Genomic DNA, 18,817 nt, shown 5'->3' on the forward strand with positions numbered 1-18,817 from the left:
GCGCGGCCGGCGGAGGAGATCTTCCGATGTATGTCGTTGCGGTCGTGCTCGCCGGCTTGTCCGCCCTGTTCTATGTGGCGAGCCAGCACCAGCTCGGAGCGGTCGGCGCCGATGTCTGTCAATATGGCAGCCTGTTCTGCGACAAGCCGCACTACATGATGACGGGCGCGTTGCTGGCCGCCCTCTGGGGCAAGTTCGTGAGCATGCGCTGACACGAGCCGGCGCGAAGCTTCGATCAACCCGTCAGTTCTTGATCGCGTAGAGCGGCGTTCTCACCGTCAGCTGGTAGACCGGCTTCGGCGCCCAGGCGATCTGCGCGGTGATGCCGAACAGCCGGTTGTCGTCATCGTCCATGCGGTCGAGATCCAGCCTGACCAGCGGCTGCGTGTAGGGCGCGATCGGCGTGACAGCAAGCAGCTGCGCACCGCCGAACGACTGGAGGCCGACGCGCGCGGAGACCTTCCAGTTGTTCTCCCACTGATAGAAGCTGCCGACATAGCCCGCCGTCGTGCTGCCGACATGCGCTAGCACTGAGTCGACCTCGACATGGGTATATTGAACGCCGGCGAGCCAGCCTTTCATCTCATCCGGATCGAGCGCGTATTTGGCTTCGATGACGGTGTTGAACGAGGTCGTCGCCAACGGCGCGTCCGGCACCGACCGGGTCAGCGTCGACTGCAAGGTGAGCGTCGGAAGCGCGCCGCCGTTCTGCTGATAGACATCGGCCTGGAAGCCGAGGAACCAGCTCGTGACCGCCACGTCGGACCAGCCGGACAGGCCGTTGTACGACGTGCTGCCGGTGAAGCCCGCGTAGAGCGACAACGCGTCGCCGAGATCGACCGTGAGCGGAACGTCGACGCCAAGGCCCTGGTTGGTCGGAGCCGACAGTTGCGGCCGTCCTGGCAAGGCTGGACGGTCGAGCAGCTTGCGCAAGGTCGCGAGCTGCGACAGAGTTCCGAACAGGGAGGTGTCGCCAAGGCCCGTCGACAATGCTCCGCCGGGCACATAGGCGTAGTTCGTGCGGAAATCGATGTAGACGTTGGCAAGGCCCGGCGCCGGCGCGTCCGCCTCATCGTCCTTGGCAAGGGCGCCGCCGCTCGTCACCAGCGCCGCGCCCGAGACAAGAGCGAATATCCGCCGCTGCGCCCGACCGCCACGCAGCCGCCATTTCTCGTCTGCCATGAGACTTCCCCCGGAGACCGAAAATACGCCGGTCCGGCGCGATCCTTCAAGTGCGGATCGCGCGAGGCCCACCATGGTCAGGGGAAAGCTGCCGCGGTTCTCATGCCGACGACGCCGGCTTCGCGCCTGCGGCTCGCGCGGCCATGACCTGCCGCAGCACGCGCGACAGCTCGTCGACCGAGTAAGGCTTCTGGATCAGGCTGAAACCGTGGCGGTCGCCGTCGGCGAGGACATGGCTGTAGCCGCTGTTGAGCACGATCGGGATCATCGGCAGCCGCCGGCGGATTTCCTGGCCGAGCGTCACCCCGTCCATGCCGGGCATCACGACGTCGCTGAGCACGAGATCGAAGCTCTCGGGATCCTCGTCGATCATCCGCAGCGCATCCGTTCCGCTGCGCGCGAGCACCGTTCGGTAGCCGAGATCCTCGAGCAACTGCGTGGAGAACTCGCCGATTTCCGGATTGTCCTCGACGACCAGCACATTCCAGCGCGCGGCGAGCTGTTCGGGACCCTGCTCGCTCCGCTCGCGCGGTCCCAGCGGCTTGTGCGTCAGCGGGAGCAACAATGTCAGCTTCGTGCCCTTGCCGAGCTCACTGTCGACCAGCACCCGTCCGCCGGACTGATGAACGAAGCCGTAGACCTGAGACAGGCCGAGGCCGGTGCCGCGCCCAACCCCTTTGGTGGTGAAAAACGGCTCGAAGATCCGGTCGATCTGATCTGGAGGAATGCCGGATCCGGTGTCGCTGACGGCAATGGAGACGAACGACGACTGCCCGGACCGACCGTCCTCTCGGACGATCTCGCCGCGAATGGTCAGGACGCCCTGCCCCTCCATCGCATCACGCGCATTGGCGACGAGGTTCACGAGCGCCGTCTCGAACTGATTGATGTCGACGTCGACCGGAAGCGGCCGCAATGCGAGGTCGAGTTCGATCACGGCCGGCGCTCCGAGGACGGTCTGCAGCATCTCTTCGATCCGCTCGATATGCCCCGCGGCATCGAAGACGCGGCGCTCCATCGGCGTCCGCCGCGCGAAGGCGAGCAACTGTCCGGTGAGCTTGGCGGCGCGATCCGCCGTGTCCGAGATCGCATCCACGTAGCGCCGCATGCGCTCCGGGGACAGCTGGCGCCGGCGCAACAGGTCGGCCGACGACCGGATCACGGTCAGCAGATTGTTAAAGTCGTGCGCGACGCCGCCGGTGAGCTGGCCGATCGCCTCCATCTTCTGGGCCTGGCGGAATGCTTCCTCCGCCTTGCGCCGTTCGGTCAGCTCGACCGCCTCGGGCACGATGGCGGCCACCTGTCCGGTCTCGTCCCGCACCGGCCGCATCTGGAAGTCGAACCAGCGCGAGCCGCCGACCGGCAGTTCGAGCTGCAGCTCCTGGCGCGCCCCGTCGCCGCGAGCGACGGCGTCGACCAGGGATCTGATCACCTCGGGCATGCCGGGCGTACCCGCAAACCACGGCGTCTCCCAGAATGGCAGCCCTGCGACCTCGTGCAGCGGCGCAGCGATCGCTTCGAGCGAGGTCGCATTGGCGTCCAGAAGCGTCCCATCGGACGAGAGCAGCGCTTGGAACGTGTAGCTCGCCTCGAAGATCGTCCGCAGCCGCGCCTCCTTGGCCTGCAGCTCCGCGGTACGCTCGGAGACCTGCGTCTCCAGACGCTCGTTCAGCTCACGCAGCGTGATCTCGGCCTCGTGCCGCACCCGCGACAGATCGATATTGGCGCGCACCCGCGCCAGCAGCTCGCGCGCGCTGAACGGCTTGGTGAGATAGTCGCTCGCCCCGGCATCAAGCCCCTCGACCTTGGCCTCCTCTCCGGCGCGCGCCGACAGCATGACCACAGGAATGTCGCGAAGCTGCGCATCGCTACGCAGCGCTTTCAGCAGGCCGAAGCCGTCGAGCCCCGGCATCATGACGTCGGTCAGCACGAGATCGGGGCGGCGCTGTCGGACGGCCTCCAGGGCCGCCATGCCATCGCTGACCGCCTCCACGTCATAATCCTCGCCGAGCAGACGGCGGACGTAGTCGCGCATATCAGGATTGTCGTCCGCGAGCACCACGCGATCACGGGCCGATGCCGTCGCGGAGCGAACTCCCAGGTCGTCGGATGATGACGGGTGAGGAAGCTCGAACGGCACACCGCCGTTCAACCACCCGAGCGCCTCCTCGATGTAGGCTTCGGCACGGACGTTGGTAACGGCCAGGACACGGGAAGGTCCGATCTGGCCCGCTGGCAGATGCGCCGAGCCTAGCGGAATTCGCACGGTGAAAACCGAGCCGCGGCCGAGCTCGCTGTCTACAGCGATCTCCCCTCCATGAAGCCTCACCAGCTCCTGCACGAGAGCGAGACCGATGCCGCTGCCCTCGAAGGATCGGCCGCGCGCGCCTTCGATGCGACGGAACCGTTCGAACAGGTGCGGCAGTTCACTGGGCGGGATGCCGGTGCCGGTGTCGCGAACCCTGAGCTCGGCATGATTGCCGTCAGTGGACAAGCCGATCGACACCGCGATTTCACCTTCGAAGGTGAACTTGAACGCATTCGACACCAGATTGAGAACGATCTTCTCCCACATGTCGCGGTCGACATACACCGGCTCGGACAGGGGCGTGGGGTCGATGGTGAGACGCAGGCCGGCAGGATCCGTCGCCGAGCGGAAGTTGGACACGAGCTCGGCCGTGAAAACCGCAAGATCGATCGGCTCGAAGTGCGCGGTCATGCGGCCGGCCTCGATGCGCGAAAAGTCGAGCAGAGTGTTCACGAGCTTCAACAGGCGAATGCCGTTGCGGTGGATCAGGCTGAGGACGGATCGCGCGTCGGAGGTGAGTTGGGCCTCGTCGCGGCCGAGCAGGTCTTCCAGCGGGCTCAACATCAGCGTCAGCGGCGTGCGAAACTCGTGGCTGATGTTGGAAAAGAACGTCGTCTTGGCGCGGTCGATTTCGGCCAGCGCTTCCGCCCGACGCCGCTCTGCCTGATAGGCCCCGCCATTGCTGACGGCCGCTGCAATCTGCCCCGCGACGAGGTTCAGGAAGCGGGCATAGCTCTCGTCGTAGAGACGGAACGGATTGAGACCTGCGATGAGGAATCCGCCCCGTCCGGCTTCCCCCGACGCGGGCAGCGGAAGCACAACGGCGTGCTGTGGCGGCTGACGCCATCCGCCGGTCGGAAAGCTGAGGCCGAACCGCCGCGGAAGGTCACGAACCAGCACCGCATCCTGCAGCTTCAGCGCTTCAGCCAGAGGCCACGTTTCTTCCGGCTGAATTCTCAGCCTCGGCTGAACGGCAGGATGATCGCGGTCGATGCCGGTCAGGGCCTCCAGTCGCGCCGCCTCGCCGTCCGGGTCGGTCATGTAGATCATTGCGAACGGCAGGTCGCGCGACTCCCGCGCCAAGGCGTCCGCGCAGCTTGCGCAGGCCTGATCGATGCTGCGGGCCCCGGCCCCGGCATTTGCCAGTTCGCGTAGCAACGAGAGCTGGCGCTCGCTGATCACGCGCTGAGTGTCATCGGTGTTCGCGCAGAAGATTCCTCCGGGTGATCCATCGTCGTCCGGAATGGGACTGTAGGAAAATGTGTAGTACGTCTCCTCGGGAAAGCCGTTGCGCTCCATGATCAGGAGTTGCGCCTCGACATAGGTGCCCTGATCACCGCCGCCGGCCTTGGCCAGCAACGGACCGATGTCCTCCCAGATCTCGTGCCAGACTGCAGAGATCGGTCGGCCGAGAGCCCACGGATGTTTGCCGCCGATGATGGTCTTGTAAGCATCGTTGTAGAGATAGATCAGCTCCCTGCCCCAACCGATCCAGATCGGCTGTTGGGATGTTAACATGATCCTGACGGCCGTCTTCAGGCTCTGCGGCCAACGCGCCGGCGGTCCGATCGAGGTGCTCTCCCAATCGAACCGCAACATCAGTCCGGCCAGCTCACTGCCTCCGGAAAAAAGCCTCTCGCGCTCGGCCATGCCGAGCTCCTGATCATGCCCTGTTTGCCGCTGGTCCGGCACGCGCTCCCCCTGGTCGAAATCCGACGTGATCTGGAACGCTGGTAATCTCCTCCGGTTCCGGAGCCGGGAACAAAAAGGGGTCGTGCGACTTCGAGAGACATACACCGCCGGGGGAGCGCTGCCATGGCCACGACCATTGCATCTGAACCGAACAAGCCGAAACGGTCGCTCTGGAGCGTATTCCGGCTGTTGGGTCCAGGTCTCGTGACCGGTGCCGCCGACGACGATCCGTCGGGAATAGCGACGTACTCCCAGGCCGGCGCGCAGTTCGGCTACGGGCTGTTGTGGACGGTCTTTCTGACAGCGCCTTTCATGATCGCGATCCAGCTGGTGAGCGCGCGCATTGGCCGTGTCACCGGCAAAGGGCTGGCGGCCAACATCACCGCGCTTGCGCCACGCGGCATCGTCTTCGGCCTCGTCGCGCTCCTGGTCGGCGCCAACACCTTCAACATCGCAGCCGACATTGCGGCGATGGCGGAGTCGCTGTCGCTGGTGATCGGCGGTCTCAATCATGAGCACGCGCTGATCTTCGCCGCCGGCTCGACGCTGCTCCAGGTATTCCTGCCCTACCGCCGCTACGCACCCTTCATCAAGGTGCTGACCCTCAGCCTGTTCGCCTACGTCGCGACCGCCTTGATGGTCAAAGTGCCCTGGAGCACGGCGCTGCTCGCGGCGGTTTGGCCCAGCTTCTCGACGGAGGCCAACTATCTGCTGACGGTGGTGGCTGTGCTCGGCACCACCATCAGCCCCTACCTGTTCTTCTGGCAGGCCTCGCAGGAGGTCGAGGAGATGAACCAGGGCAAGGTCGACCGTCCCTTGCGCGAGCTGTCGAAGAAGGACCACCCCGACCTCCGACGGATCAGGATCGACACCACGATCGGCATGATCTTCTCGAACGCGATCGCGTTCTTCATCATCGTGACGACCGCCACGGTGCTGCACGCGCATGGCATCACCAGGATCGACTCGGCGACGCAGGCGGCCGAAGCCCTACGCCCGCTCGCGGGCGACTTCACCTTCCTGTTGTTCGCGCTCGGCATCATCGGGACCGGCATGCTGGCGATCCCGGTGCTGGCGGGCTCGGCGGCATACGCCGTCGCCGAGATCTTCGGCTGGCACGCGACCCTGGAGGCCAAGCCGGACGAGGCGGTCGGCTTCTACAGCATCATCGCTGCCGCCACGATCATCGGCTTCGGGCTCGGCTTCACCGGCATCGACCCGATCCATATGCTGGTGTGGAGCGCCGTGCTCAACGGCATCGCCGCTGTGCCGATCATGGCGATGATGATGGTGATCGTGTCCAATCCCAGGCTGATGGGCCGCTTCCGCGGACGGACCTGGCTGATCGCCCTGGGGTGGATGGGGACAGGTATCATGGCCATCGCCGTGCTGGCGCTGCTTTGGTCATTCGTCACGGGCCGCGCCTAGCGGCCATCGCATTTTCCTTTGCGTGGGCTGCAACGCAGTTGCACAACGTCATTGGTGCAATGCGGAACGTAAACTGTGTTAACAGTCCCGTTCCCGCCATCCCGCCGCGATTGATGCCGATCAACGCCGGGCGCGCTCCGGTATGGCGGTGCTCGAACAAAGGACCTCGGAGACTGCCTTGACCCAGCCGCAACGCATGAGCGCATCGACGCTACCCCCCTATTCTCCGCGCGGACTCGCGCTGCTGCGCGATCCGCTGCTCAACAAGGGCACCGGCTTTACCGAGCAGGAGCGCGATGCGCTCGGCCTGCGCGGCTTCCTGCCCGCCGGGGTCATGTCGATGCAGGCCCAGGCCGAGCGGATCCTGGTCAATCTTCGCAGCCTGTCCAGCGACCTCGAGAAGTACGTGGCACTGAACGCACTGCATGACCGCAACGAAGCGCTGTTCTTCCGGGTGGTCTGCGACAACATCGACGAGATCCAGCCGCTGATCTACACGCCGACCGTCGGCCTCGCCTGCCAGAAATTCGGCCTGATCTTCCAGCGTCCGCGCGGCCTGTTCATCTCGGCCAACGACCGCGGCCGGATCGCGGAGATCCTCGCCAACTGGCCGTATCGCGCCAAGCTCATCGTCGTCACCGACGGCGAGCGCATACTGGGCCTCGGCGATCTCGGCGCCAACGGCATGGGCATTCCGGTCGGCAAGCTGTCGCTGTACTCGGCCTGCGCCGGCATCCATCCGGAAGAGTGCCTGCCCGTCATGCTCGATGTCGGCACCAACAACGAAGAGCTTCTGGCCGACCCCTACTACATTGGGCTGCGCCAGAAGCGCCTTACGGGCGAAGCCTACGACACGTTCGTCGACGAGTTCATGACCGCGGCCCGCGCCGCCTTCCCGGGCGTGCTGATCCAGTTCGAGGACTTCGCCAACCACGCCGCATTCAAGCTGCTGCACAAATATCGCGACGACGCCTGCGTCTTCAACGACGACATCCAGGGCACGGCGGCGGTGGCGCTTGCCGGCCTGTTTTCGGCGCTGCGCATCACCGGCGGCAAGCTCCGCGACCAGACGGTGCTGTTCCTCGGGGCCGGCGAGGCGGCCACCGGCATCGCGGATCTCGTCGTCTCCGCCATGATGGCCGAGGGCCTGTCCGAAGCAGAGGCGCTGCGGCGCAACTGGCTGACGGACTCGCGCGGCCTCGTCATCAAGGGGCGAGAGAACCTGCACGGCCACAAGCTGCGCTATGCGCACGACCAGGCGCCGATCGCAGACTTCCTGACCGCGATCAGGACGCTGAAGCCGACCGCGATCATCGGCGTGGCGGCCGTCGGCGGCGCCTTCACGCCAGAAGTGCTGCAGGCCATGGCCGAACTGAACGAGCGACCCATCATCTTCGCGCTCTCCAACCCGACCTCGAAGGCGGAATGCTCCGCGGAGTCGGCCTATCGCTATACCCAGGGCCGCGCGCTGTTCGCCTGCGGCAGCCCCTACGATCCGGTCAAGCTCGACGGCAAGACCTTCGTGCCGCGCCAGGGCAACAACTCCTACATCTTTCCCGGCGTCGGCCTGGGTGCCATCGCCAGCGGCGCGCGGCTGGTGACCGACGAGATGTTCATGGCCGCCGCGCATACCCTGGCGAACTGCGTCACCGGCGCCGATCTCGAGCAGGGCAGCCTTTACCCGGCGCTGCCGCGCATCCGCGAGGTGTCTGCCTATATCGGCGCCGCGGTGGCCGGCGTTGCCTATCAGAACGGGCTCGCCACAGGGCCCGCGCCGAACGATCTGCTCGGCTTCGTCGAGTCGAAGATGTACGACGCCCGCTACTGAGCCCGAGATCGCGGATGCCTCGGGCTCACCGAGGTCGAGTGAGGAGGCATCCGCTCTATTGATCCGGAACGATCGCATTGCTCGGCGTCGGCCGGTCCGTGATCTGCTGACCGAACAGGCTGGCGACCAGTTCGACGGCGACGCGCGCGGTCTTGCCGCGCTCGTCGAGGAACGGGTTGAGCTCGACGATGTCGACCGAACGGACCAGGCCGGAATCGTGCAGCATCTCCATGATGAGATGCGCCTCGCGATAGGTCGCGCCGCCCGGTACGGTCGTGCCGACGCCGGGGGCGACCTCGGGATCGAGGAAGTCGACATCGAAGCTCACATGCAGGACGCCGTTCCGCGCACGAACCTTGTCGAGGATCCGGCGCATCAGCACGCCGACGCCGAATTCGTCGATGGCGCGCATGTCGGCGATGCTGATACGCCGGAGACGCAGCAGTTCCTTTTCCGCTCTGTCGATCGAGCGGATGCCGAACAGCTCCAACTGATCTGGGGTGATGGACATGCGTGCCTCGTCGCCGAGCAGACCATCGAGACCCGGCTCGCCGCACAAGAACGCGGCGGACATGCCGTGCATGTTCGCCGTGATGGTGGTTTCAGGCGTGTTGTAGTCGGCATGTGCGTCGAGCCAGAGCACGAACAGCTCCCGCCCGATCTCGCGGCAATGGCGCGCGATCCCGTTCACAGACCCCATCGACAGCGAATGGTCGCCGCCGAGGAACACCGGGATGGCGCCGGTCTGCGCCAGCTCTTGACTGCGACGCGCCAGCACCCGCGACCAGCGCTGGATCTGGCGATAGTGCTTGGCCTTCATCGGCGGCTCGTCAACCTGCTCCGTGATGTCGGCGATGCCGACATCACCGTAGTCGGTGACGTCGAGCCCGAGGCTTTCCAGCACGGTGACGAGACCTGCGGTGCGCAGCGCAGCAGGCCCCATCAGCGTACCGCGGACCGACGCGCCGAGATCGATCGGCGCACCAAGGACGGCGATGCGATGTGGCGCTGTAAGGTCTGGAGAAGCCAAGACGGAATCCTTTCATCGACGGCCGGTCGCCCAGCGTAGCGCGATTTTGCACCGCATGCTTCGCCAGCGACGTCTCGGTCCATGGGAACCAATCGCATCAGCCGGCATTTTCAGGAGCATTACATTCGCCCTCGGCCGAATCGCGTCGGCACGGGGGTGCCAATCCGACGAGCCGCGGCAAGAAGGCAACGACAGTGAACAGCGAAACGTTCGAAACACCTCCACAGCCGGGCGTTGCCGAACGCGCGCTCGACACCGCGACGGACATGTCACACACACTCGGCGAGGTGGTGGGCACGCTGGGAGCGGCCGTCGACCGACTGAGCGAAGCGGCAAGGGCCGCGCGGCGGCCGGGGACCGCCCTGTCGACCATCAGCGCGATCACCCGCGAGGCGCCGCTCGCGAGCCTGTTCGTCGCCTTCCTGCTCGGGGTCACCGTCGCACGCCGGCGTTGAGGAACGGTGGTCAGAACAGCCGCGGCCCGCGCCGGTCGAGCTGTGATTCCCATGTCAGCAGCGTGGCCGCGATGGTCATGATCGCGATCCCGGCGACACTGATCAGCAGCTGCATCGCCAACCCGCTCGCCACGTCGGTCAGAATGACCTGGCCGAGGAAGGCCAGCAGCACACCCTGGCAATAGATCGGGAGCGAGTTCTCGCCGCACCTGATCATGGCCGTCATCAGCGGACGAATCGGCCCCGTCCAGTCCCGCGGCGCCAGCCGCGACACCACGAAGGCAAGCGCCAGGAAGTGCAAGAGCCGCACCGGCGCCAGGTGGCTCTTGTAGATCGGATAGATCAGGCCGCTGATGGCCGACGGGATCAGGTTCTCGAGACTCTTGAACTCCCAGCTGAGTGCCATCAACAGGCTGAACGCGAGATAGGTGATCGCCACGATCAACAGCGCTCGCGAGTCGAGGAGCGGACGCAGACGCGTGGTGCCGGCACAGCCGTACCAGGCGCCGATCACGAACAGGAACTGCCAGGCGAACGGATTGAAATACAGTTCGCCGCTCGGCCACGCCGGCACCTGCCAGCTGAACAGCTGAACCATCATGTAGAGCAGGAATGAAAGCACCAGCGTCAACGTCGCGCTGGTGATCATCAGCCACAGGATGACGGGAAAGCAGATGTGCAGGATTGCGAACGTCAGCAGGATGTCGGTGTTGACGGGCGCGAATTGCAGCAGCGCCACATGCACCAGCGTGGGCCCGGGCTCGCGAAAGAAGAAGCCGGTGTTGGTCTCGTCGACGAAGCGCGTGCCGCCGCCGATCACCCAGACCAGCGCCGCATAGGCGAGCAGCAGCACCAGGAACGCCGCATAGATCTCCCAGGCGCGCCGCAGCGCCCGCACCACCGTGGTCGCCCAGCCCTGCTTCGGCAGCGCTCCGCCATAGGCGAGCATGCAGGTGTAGCCGGAGACGAAGACGAACACCTCGGAGGTGTCGCTGAAGCCGTAGTTGCGCAGCGTCAGCCACGCCAGCGAATTGTCCGGAACATGATCGATGAAGATGAACCAAAGGGCGAGCCCCCGGAACGCGTCGACCCGGAGGTCACGACCTCGGTTGCCGTTGCCGGCTGCCACGCTATCTGTCTTCGCCAGCTCTTGATCATCGGCAAGCAAGATGGACCTCGTCTCGGGATGGCGGACTAACATCGACTCCGGCATGTCGTGCCTTGATATCTCCTGCCGGCCATCGATCGGAACTCGAATCCGCCACACGCGTCGTCCGCCCTTCTGGCAGATTTCGGGCCCTTGAACGCAGCCCCCGTCTGCGTCTTCAGGCTGCCCCGCGATTTCCGCCGATTGTGCACGGCCGATATCCGCACCGGAAAAGTGTGCACGGAAGCCGGGCACCTGCGGAACATTGTCGGCATGGTGGTGTTAACCCTCTAACCATCGCGGAGCTGGCAATTGTTCCAGTCCCGTATTTGCCCGGATTGATTGTAGATTGGTTAGACATTGACTTTGAGTGGAAGTGTTGACAGGGGGGGTTCCGTGATCCACCGAGGTGTTCAATATACCGTCGTGGCGACTGCTGAACCGGACATTTGGGAATGGCGGTACGAGTTTGGCGATCAGATCAAGACCGGACGCACCCAGACCAGACTCGCTGCGCTCGCAGCGCGGCGCGTGAAGTCGAAGATCGATGCGGCCCTCCGTGCGGCCCAGACGGGTTCCGTGTCCACGGTAAACGTTGCCGAACGGATCGGCAGGGCGAAGGCCGCATCGCATAGCCTGACCTGACATTCTGTCCTCCGGCAGTCCGGCACGCGCCGGTCGCCTCATCGTCTGTTGAGACAGATCAAGGCATCGATGCCGGCATTTGTCATGTTCAGATGATGGAAACTCTCGTTTTTCGCTGCTCCCAGACGGGATCGAACGTTCAGATCGACTTGGCCGCACCGGTTCTTGCCGACCAGTTCGATGCCTATGAGGCGGCCGCATGCCCAGCATGTGGCGGTACGCATCTCGTCAACAGGCTGAGCGGAAAGATGCTGAGCGACAGGGAGGGCTCGACATGTCCTACGTTGCGGAAGAGTTGACGATCACCGCCTCGACCGACGTGTCTCGCCCGGCCGATATGTCTTGGCTGCGCCGCGCGACCGCGCTCCTGAAGGCAATCGTCAGCCGGATCGACCTGTCCCACTTTCCCAAATCATGCTGTAATTGACGTCGAGATTCATCGACGTGCCGCGCGTGCCTGCGAGACGGAGCCGCCAAGACGCTCCTCTCCGGGGCGAAACATTCCTTCGTGAGCCACCCGCCGTCACTCCGGCGAGGTATGCCACCACCCAACAGACAAAGATCAGGAGTTCCTTGATGCACGCCTCGGTGATGAGAGTTATGGCGATCGCGATCGCGGCTGCGGCGTCGACACCGGCCTGGGCCGCCGATCCGGATCACGGCGGAGATCTGGCCCGTCGCTGGTGCGCCTCGTGCCACCTCATCGAGGGGACGCAGAAGCAGGCCAGCGCGGACGTTCCCTCCTTCGCCCAGATTGCTCAGAGAACGGATTTCACGCCGGAGAAGGTCGCGTTTTTCCTGCTCGACCCGCATCCGAAGATGCCAAGCTTCCCGCTCAACCGGCTGGAGGCAGCCGACATCGCCGCCTATATCGGCAGCCTGCGAAAATAGGGCTGGGCTCTTTCGCCCGTCTCGTCCGCTCGCATCCATTCGGCGGCAGCACTGCCGCCGAGTTCCGTCCATGCAGACCGTCGCTCCTGCGACGGCGAGGCTCGCGCTTCAGCTCTTGGGCTCGGTCGCCTTGCTCGCGGCCGACATGATGCTCGCCGTGATCGTCTTCATGTGTTCACCGGCGTTGGTGAACTGGCTGCGCAGGAACTCGGACTGGATCCGCATCGCCTCCTCGAGCTCGGTGGCGTGAACGAGCTTTCGAGCGTGCTCGAAGGCCGTCTTGATGTTCTGCTCGGTAAGAGTGAGCGCCTGCTTGGAAATGTCGGCGGCAGGCCCGGGAACTGTGCCGATCGACTTGCCGGCTGCGTCGAAGAACATCTCGAATGCTTTTTCAGCCTGCGAGATGGTCTTTTCGGCCAGGTCCCGCAGTTCAGCGGGCACTTCCAGTTTGGTTTGGGTCATCGTTGCTTCCTCCACGACAGATCCAACTACCACATCCGACTCCCTGCGTCGCCGTACAAATGGATGCGGAGGAAAGCCGCCAGCGGCTGTCAGAATGCGGCTATACGTTGACGCGCAATCTGCAAAGCGTATTCGATCGAAGCGAGGTGACGATCATAGATCCGTCGCGCGCGCTCGTCCGCAACAGGCCCGAGAGCTCTCGCGCATGCTGCAGGGCAAGATCGAGGAGGAGGACAGTTTTTCTTGCATCCTCCCTGACGCTGAATGCACCGACTCGCACGGTGTCCATGTGGCCAGCACCGGCCACCACAACCACCGCCTTCTGCTCAGCGCTCGCAAAGGCGGCCTCAGGAGAGAGTGTCCTCGTGCGAAAGGGAACGATGTTGGTCATTGGCCTTTCCCCTCGGCGGAGGCGGATCTGCATCAAATTTTCAGCATTATACACGTGGCCTTTTACGGAAGGCTTTGAGCGCTCGCATAAGGCATGGCCGCACCGGCCTCAACGCGAGCGGCGGGATTGACCCGAAAGCAAAGGAAAGGGCGCCGAGTCCGGCGAGTCTTGTCAGCCCCGGTTGCGGCAAGCGACGCTCAGCCCGAGAAGCGGCGCCGATACTCCGACGGCGACACACCGAGATGCCGCAGGAACGCCCGCCGCATGCGCTCGTCGTCGCCAAAGCCCGCCCGTTTGGCGATTTCGACCACGTTTTCGATCTGCCGGCTTTCGAGTAGGAGGCGCGCCGTCTCGACCCTGAGCGCCTCGACTCCCTGTGCCGGGGTCATGCCGGTGCGGCTGACATAGGTGCGCGCAAAGGTGCGCGGCGTCATGCCGGCTCGCGCGGCCAGCGCCTCGACCCGCAAGTCGCTGGCGATGTTCTCGATGATCCAGGCATGCAGCGCACTGAACCGACCCTCGACGTCGGACGCCTGCGCCGCCAGGACGGTCGAAAACTGACTCTGGCCACCAGGACGTTTCAGAAAGACGACGAGCCGGCGCGCCACGTCGAGCGCGATCGTATGGCCGAAATCCTCCTCGATCATCGCCAGCGCGAGATCGATGCCGGCGCTCACGCCTGCGGATGACCAGACCCGGCCATCCTGCACAAAGATCGCGTCGGGCTCGACCTTCACATTCGGAAAACTGTCCTGCAGACGGGGGCAGTAGCGCCAATGTGTCGCGGCCCGCCTGCCCTCCAGCGCGCCGACCCAGGCCAGCGCAAAGGCGCCCAGGCAGACGGATGCGATGCGCCGGGCACCGGGGAGCACCTGGCCGATCCACTGCATCACCATCTCGTCCTGCCGCAGCTTCCAGATGCCGGGCCCCCCCGGGATCAGCAGCGTATCGACCTCCTCAGGCTTCAGGGACGAGAGTGGCGCAGTGTCGATCATCAGGCCGACATCGGTCGGCACCAGTCCGCCCTCCTTGGACACGTAGCTCAGCGCATAGCCCGGCCCTGGCAGCTCGATCTCGCTGAGTTCGGCGAACACCTGCGCCGGGCCGGAAACGTCGAGCAACGTCACTCCGGGAAAGGCAAAGATGGCCAGCCGCCTTTCGGCACTATCTCGACGCACCGCAGCACGCCGGGGAGAGTTGGCAGAATTCGAGGGCATATTGTCCTTTAAGCCATCGGAGGACCGCCTGTATAGCTCGACCTTGCAGTGGTGGAGTTCACGCGATGTCGCGCAATTTGGACGGTCGATACAGGACCATCGCCTCGCCCTGGGACGACTACACCGTCTACAGCTTTTCCGACGCGTCGGAGATCGAGCTGCCTGATCGGCAGCCGATCATGGATGCAATGAATTCGATCATTGCCATTAACTGGAAAGCAATCGAACCGCATTGGACCGCGGCCTCGTCGCCATTCACCGGCAAATACGGCCTCGTTCTGGTCTACGATCACGTCGGACTGGTCGCGTTCTCAGTCTATCGCGTGATGACCATCGCGCAGCGGCCGGCCATTTATCGCAGTGGGACCGAAGTATTACCCGCACATCAGGGTCGTGGCCTGTATGGGTTCTTTACGTCGCAGATCCTCAAGCATCACGGGTCGGCCACACCCGGCGAAGAAATTCTTTACGGATGGCGTACGCGCAACCCGATCGTGTGGGCTGCCAACGCCAAGATCTGCGAGAGAGTCGCGCCGTCGCTGCTCGATGAGACGGCGGATGCCGAGTTGCAGGCCGCCTGCGTCGAGATGTGCGCGACGATCTATCCGGGCAAGCCGCTCGAGGTGCCCCGCATGATCATGCGCGGCGCCTACGGACACATCCAGCACATCAGGCAAGACTATCACGGCAGGGCCTCGCTGGTCGAGACCGCGATGTCGCGGATCATCCCGGATTCCGCCGACGCCCTGTTCTCCGTCGGCTATGCGAGGGTGTGATGGCGGCGCTCGGACAACAAGCGGTCGCGTCCTCTCCGCTCCGGTTCCTCGATCGCGCCTATGTTGCGTGGGGTACGGTCGCGCTCGCCTACGCCGTCGCCTTCCTGCAGCGGATGTCGCCGCAGACCGTGGGCCTCGACTTCATGCGCGACTTCGGCACCGACGCCTCCGGCGTCGCGATGCTCGCTTCCAGCTACTTCTGGGGCTACACCTTGATGCAGATCCCCGCGGGCGTTCTGGTCGACCGCTACGGTGTGAAGCGTGTCGTGCTGTGCAGCTTGACGGCGTCGGTGCTCGGCAGTGCCGCCTTCGCCCTGTCGCCCAGCCTGCTCGACGTCTTCGTCGCGCGCGTGGTCGTGGCCTGCGGCGACGCGCTGGTGTTCACGGCGCTGCTGAAGCTCGTCGCGCAGAGCTTTTCCGACCAGCGTTTCGGCTTGATGTCCGGCATCTCCCAGGTGTCGGGCTATGTCGGCGGCGTCCTCGCCACGACCCCGCTCGCCGCTGCGGTCAGCGGCTTCGGCTGGCGCGCCTGCTTTCTCTTCATCGCCTGCGTCGGCGTCGCGAACTTTGCCTGCGCGTTCGCGACCTTGAAATCGGCACCGGCGAACTACACCAGCCGGACGTTGAAGAGCGTCCTGGTCACAAGCTGGCATGCGCTCGGATCGGCCGCGACCTGGGGCTGCGCCATGAGCTTCGCTGCCCATTTCGCGGTCGTGACCACGCTCGCCGGGGTATGGGGCATCCCGATGGTCGCGCATTATTTCGGCATCTCGCCTTCGGCGGCCGGCGGTCCCCTGCTCGCTTTCATGGTCGGCAACGCCATCGGATCGATCTTTCTCGGCCATGCCGCGGACCGGATGCAGTCGCTCAATGCAGCTCTGATCTCCATCACCTTGCTGCGCATGCTGCTCGTCGTGATGCTGTTGCCGGCACTGGCGCACAGCTTCGGCTTCTTCTATGTCGGCGCGGTGTTCGCCGTGCTCGGTCTGGTGGCCGGGGGCACCGTGCCGCTGATCCTGAAAAGCACCAAGCATCTCTACACGGCGGAGCGCATCGGCGTCGGCGCATCGATCAATACGACGGCCGCCGGCATTTTTGCCGGACTGGCTCAGCCGGTGATCGCCTTTGCCATGGTGAGTGCGAGCGGCCTCAACCCCGACATCGGATCAAGCCTGCGCAGTGCCGCCAGCGATTCCGGCTACGCAGCCCTGATCGAAATTCTCGTTCTGATGTCGCTTCCTGGACTCCTTGGGCCGCTGATGATGAGGCGCAAATTGATACTTCGTACTTAAGCATAAGAACAGAGAGGGTCAGTATGTCGCGTTTGTATTTGAGAAGGGACGAAGCCCGATCCGGCCATCAGGCCGGCACCTGGCAAAGTGTCCTGTTTTCGGAATTCGAGGCTCAGATGAGCAGCGAAGCAAGACCCTTTCCGTGCGTATTCGGCGTCGCGGGCTATCGTCACGATCAGCTTCGTTATCTGTTTCTCGACCCCATCGACATCGACGTGCTCGGCCAGCAGCTCGCCTTGTTCGTCTCGGAGAGCCGCTCGCACGGACCCAACACCTCGCTGGTGCTGTTCACGCGCCCGCGCCCGGTCCAGACCATCAACTCTTACTACAAGAAGTTCTGGCACATCCTCGATCAGCTGGCGCGCGTCGACAGCCAGCCGTGGCCCGCCGAAATTCCCGAGACCGTCGATCATCCGATGTGGGAGTTTTCGTTTGCCGGTGAGCCGATCTTCGTCGTCTGCAGCACGCCCGCGCATGTGATGCGGCAAAGCCGCCGCTCGAGCGCATTCATGCTGACCTTCCAGCCGCGCTGGGTGTTCGAACGGATGCTCGGCACGGAGGAGGCGGCCGCCAAGGCCTTCGGCGAGGTGCGCAAACGGCTGGTCCCGTTCGACACGACGGCGCCTTCGCCCCAGCTCGGACGCTACGGCAATCCGGAGGGCCGGGAGTTCAAACAGTACTTCCTCTACGACGACAACCAGCCGCCGCCGGCCTGTCCCTTCCACAAGCTGGCGCAGACCAAGCCATCGTCCATTGCAGACAAGGAGCAGGCCGCATGACCCAGATCATCGCTGGAACGAAGACCAGCTTCGCGATCGATCCCGACATCCTAGCGCTGTTGCCGACGCAGGGCTGCATCGAGCTGCAGCACGATGCGGCCGGCAAGGTTCACGCCTTCCATACCCACCCCGTCGACGAAATCCTCGTCGTGATCCAGGGACGACTCACGTTTCGTTGGGAAGGCGGCGAGCGCATCTGCACGGCCGGCGACAAGATTCTGCTGCCGGCCGGGACGCTGCACGAATCGGAAGCGCTGGACGATGCAATCTATGCGATTGCGACGCGACCTCCCGCAACCATTGCAGGTAATCGGGAGGGATGAGCTCAGGACAGAGGGCGATCGGTCTCCGAAAGGTACTCCGCGGTCAACCGCTCAACCATCTCGATCACCTCGATGCGCTGGCCCGGAGCCAGCTTCAGGAATGCCTTCAGCAGACGAAGGCTTTCCACGGCTTCGCTCGATGGGGCTCCGAGCTTCGTGTGCAGCTCCGCGATGAATGTTGAATTCTTCATCTCGCACCTTTGGCAGGAAACAGTAATGCCAGTCCTTAGCAAACGTGAAGGCCTTGCACGCAAGGTAGATACTGCAGCAATCGAGGCTGAAAGTCTCGGTCTGACGACTGCGACCCTGATCCTCAGGATGGCCCGCCTGGAAATCGACCGTGCGGAACCCGACGAGGTTGAAAGTATGCCAGCGAACAACTCTTGCAGCAAGCCGAACTGACCGGTTGGTTGATTTCGGCGTCACAATTTGAGCCTTCTGGCAGTTTCTGGCTGACGATACCAGTGGAAACGGTCGTTTACCGAACGAGGCGGGGGGATTACGGCAGCGGTAAGCTTGTCCTCCACATTAGAGGTCTTCTATAGTTTGCTTGGGGGGAAGAATGGGTTGCGGATCTCGCTCGGGATCCGTGCCCACTCCCGCGACACAGCGGCTGCAGGAAGACCATGCGCACTTATTATTTCGATATGAAGGATGGCATTCCGACCAGAGACCGGACCGGCCTGGAATTTGCGACGAGTGCAGGGGCGATCGAGCACAGCCGGGATTTGGCCCGGCGCCTCCGGCACGACCCGCGCATCACCGACCGCCGGCTATCCATCGTCGTCGTCGACGAATCTGGCGCGGAGGTTCACCGCGAGCCGGTTTATCCGGCTGCAGTGAAAGCCAGCCTGTCCTGATTTTTTCATAGGCGTGCCGGCAGTGACTGCGCGCTGACTGCTTTTTCTACTTTTCGTAGAGGAAACGAAAAGCCGAACAACTCTTGAGTGTGCATATCGGGCACGCGATCG

General features: G+C 64.2%; 21 protein-coding genes. 13 read left to right on the forward strand and 8 right to left on the reverse strand.

The window, feature by feature from the left end; translation table 11 throughout:
• Positions 1–26: 26 nt before the first annotated feature.
• On the forward strand, positions 27–212 hold the full coding sequence (locus QW887_RS30925) for a hypothetical protein (RefSeq protein WP_315753501.1): 186 nt from the start codon (positions 27–29) through the stop codon (positions 210–212).
• Between the two features lie 31 nt (positions 213–243).
• Here the strand turns inward: QW887_RS30925 and QW887_RS30930 are convergent, their stop codons facing one another.
• On the reverse strand, positions 244–1,182 hold the full coding sequence (locus QW887_RS30930; protein ID WP_316187635.1) for a hypothetical protein: 939 nt from the start codon (positions 1,180–1,182) through the stop codon (positions 244–246).
• A gap of 100 nt (positions 1,183–1,282) precedes the next feature.
• Positions 1,283–5,140 (reverse strand): ATP-binding protein, encoded by a 3,858-nt coding sequence (locus QW887_RS30935; RefSeq protein ID WP_316195802.1) that lies wholly within the window; start codon positions 5,138–5,140, stop codon positions 1,283–1,285.
• Between the two features lie 165 nt (positions 5,141–5,305).
• Between QW887_RS30935 and QW887_RS30940 the strand changes: the two genes are divergently transcribed.
• Positions 5,306–6,610: a divalent metal cation transporter gene (locus QW887_RS30940; protein WP_316174106.1), complete on the forward strand. Its 1,305-nt coding sequence runs from the start codon at positions 5,306–5,308 to the stop codon at positions 6,608–6,610.
• A gap of 196 nt (positions 6,611–6,806) precedes the next feature.
• Entirely contained in the window at positions 6,807–8,438 is a 1,632-nt protein-coding gene (locus tag QW887_RS30945) for an NAD-dependent malic enzyme (RefSeq protein WP_315713635.1), read from the forward strand.
• Positions 8,439–8,493: 55 nt separating this feature from the next.
• Here QW887_RS30945 and rocF read toward each other — a convergent pair whose 3' ends face one another.
• Positions 8,494–9,468 carry an arginase gene (rocF, locus tag QW887_RS30950; protein WP_316174107.1) on the reverse strand — a complete coding sequence of 325 codons (975 nt, stop codon included), beginning with the start codon at positions 9,466–9,468 and terminating at the stop codon, positions 8,494–8,496.
• Between the two features lie 194 nt (positions 9,469–9,662).
• Here rocF and QW887_RS30955 point away from each other — a divergent pair, with 194 nt between their 5' ends.
• Entirely contained in the window at positions 9,663–9,923 is a 261-nt protein-coding gene (locus tag QW887_RS30955; protein ID WP_315712969.1) for a hypothetical protein, read from the forward strand.
• 10 nt (positions 9,924–9,933) lie between these two features.
• Here QW887_RS30955 and QW887_RS30960 read toward each other — a convergent pair whose 3' ends face one another.
• Positions 9,934–11,124 (reverse strand): OpgC domain-containing protein, encoded by a 1,191-nt coding sequence (locus tag QW887_RS30960; RefSeq protein WP_410052634.1) that lies wholly within the window; start codon positions 11,122–11,124, stop codon positions 9,934–9,936.
• A gap of 342 nt (positions 11,125–11,466) precedes the next feature.
• Here QW887_RS30960 and QW887_RS30965 point away from each other — a divergent pair, with 342 nt between their 5' ends.
• The 3 genes from QW887_RS30965 (at position 11,467) to QW887_RS30975 (ending at position 12,606) form a co-directional block, all read left to right on the forward strand.
• Entirely contained in the window at positions 11,467–11,715 is a 249-nt protein-coding gene (locus tag QW887_RS30965) for a hypothetical protein (RefSeq protein ID WP_315825135.1), read from the forward strand.
• 274 nt (positions 11,716–11,989) lie between these two features.
• On the forward strand, positions 11,990–12,142 hold the full coding sequence (locus tag QW887_RS30970; protein ID WP_315712972.1) for a hypothetical protein: 153 nt from the start codon (positions 11,990–11,992) through the stop codon (positions 12,140–12,142).
• A gap of 149 nt (positions 12,143–12,291) precedes the next feature.
• Positions 12,292–12,606, forward strand: a complete 315-nt coding sequence (locus QW887_RS30975) for a c-type cytochrome (RefSeq protein WP_315712974.1) — start codon at positions 12,292–12,294, stop codon at positions 12,604–12,606.
• A gap of 108 nt (positions 12,607–12,714) precedes the next feature.
• Here the strand turns inward: QW887_RS30975 and QW887_RS30980 are convergent, their stop codons facing one another.
• The 3 genes from QW887_RS30980 to QW887_RS30990 all read right to left on the reverse strand — a co-directional run bounded on the left by QW887_RS30980 (position 12,715) and on the right by QW887_RS30990 (position 14,676).
• Positions 12,715–13,068 carry a phasin gene (locus QW887_RS30980; protein ID WP_316195834.1) on the reverse strand — a complete coding sequence of 118 codons (354 nt, stop codon included), beginning with the start codon at positions 13,066–13,068 and terminating at the stop codon, positions 12,715–12,717.
• A 100-nt stretch (positions 13,069–13,168) separates the two neighbouring features.
• Positions 13,169–13,459 carry a hypothetical protein gene (locus tag QW887_RS30985; protein WP_316195807.1) on the reverse strand — a complete coding sequence of 97 codons (291 nt, stop codon included), beginning with the start codon at positions 13,457–13,459 and terminating at the stop codon, positions 13,169–13,171.
• Between the two features lie 197 nt (positions 13,460–13,656).
• A complete protein-coding gene (locus tag QW887_RS30990; protein ID WP_315753489.1) occupies positions 13,657–14,676 on the reverse strand; it encodes a GlxA family transcriptional regulator in 1,020 nt (339 codons plus the stop codon).
• 65 nt (positions 14,677–14,741) lie between these two features.
• On the opposite strand from QW887_RS30990, the gene QW887_RS30995 reads away from it, so the two are divergent.
• The 4 genes from QW887_RS30995 (at position 14,742) to QW887_RS31010 (ending at position 17,846) form a co-directional block, all read left to right on the forward strand.
• Positions 14,742–15,452 carry a hypothetical protein gene (locus QW887_RS30995; protein WP_315825136.1) on the forward strand — a complete coding sequence of 237 codons (711 nt, stop codon included), beginning with the start codon at positions 14,742–14,744 and terminating at the stop codon, positions 15,450–15,452.
• Positions 15,452–16,744 carry an MFS transporter gene (locus tag QW887_RS31000; RefSeq protein WP_315712982.1) on the forward strand — a complete coding sequence of 431 codons (1,293 nt, stop codon included), beginning with the start codon at positions 15,452–15,454 and terminating at the stop codon, positions 16,742–16,744. Before QW887_RS30995 ends, QW887_RS31000 begins: the two co-directional genes overlap by 1 nt.
• Positions 16,745–16,860: 116 nt before the next feature.
• Positions 16,861–17,523: a YqcI/YcgG family protein gene (locus QW887_RS31005; RefSeq protein ID WP_409977957.1), complete on the forward strand. Its 663-nt coding sequence runs from the start codon at positions 16,861–16,863 to the stop codon at positions 17,521–17,523.
• On the forward strand, positions 17,520–17,846 hold the full coding sequence (locus QW887_RS31010) for a cupin domain-containing protein (RefSeq protein WP_316166115.1): 327 nt from the start codon (positions 17,520–17,522) through the stop codon (positions 17,844–17,846). Before QW887_RS31005 ends, QW887_RS31010 begins: the two co-directional genes overlap by 4 nt.
• 2 nt (positions 17,847–17,848) lie before the next feature.
• On the opposite strand, the gene QW887_RS31015 is transcribed toward QW887_RS31010, so the two are convergent.
• On the reverse strand, positions 17,849–18,037 hold the full coding sequence (locus QW887_RS31015; RefSeq protein WP_316166114.1) for a hypothetical protein: 189 nt from the start codon (positions 18,035–18,037) through the stop codon (positions 17,849–17,851).
• Between QW887_RS31015 and QW887_RS31020 the strand changes: the two genes are divergently transcribed.
• Together QW887_RS31020 and QW887_RS31025 are read left to right on the forward strand one after the other, a co-directional pair.
• The gene (locus QW887_RS31020) at positions 18,018–18,248 is read left to right on the forward strand and encodes a hypothetical protein (protein ID WP_315712990.1); all 231 of its coding nucleotides are present in this window, start codon (positions 18,018–18,020) and stop codon (positions 18,246–18,248) included. The two genes, QW887_RS31015 and QW887_RS31020, sit on opposite strands and share 20 nt — an antisense overlap.
• A gap of 224 nt (positions 18,249–18,472) precedes the next feature.
• Positions 18,473–18,706: a DUF6894 family protein gene (locus tag QW887_RS31025; protein ID WP_315712992.1), complete on the forward strand. Its 234-nt coding sequence runs from the start codon at positions 18,473–18,475 to the stop codon at positions 18,704–18,706.
• Positions 18,707–18,817 lie beyond the last annotated feature (111 nt).

Origin of the sequence: Bradyrhizobium sp. SZCCHNRI3052 (genome assembly GCF_032484895.1) — a bacterium.
In the GTDB taxonomy this organism is placed as follows: domain Bacteria; phylum Pseudomonadota; class Alphaproteobacteria; order Rhizobiales; family Xanthobacteraceae; genus Bradyrhizobium.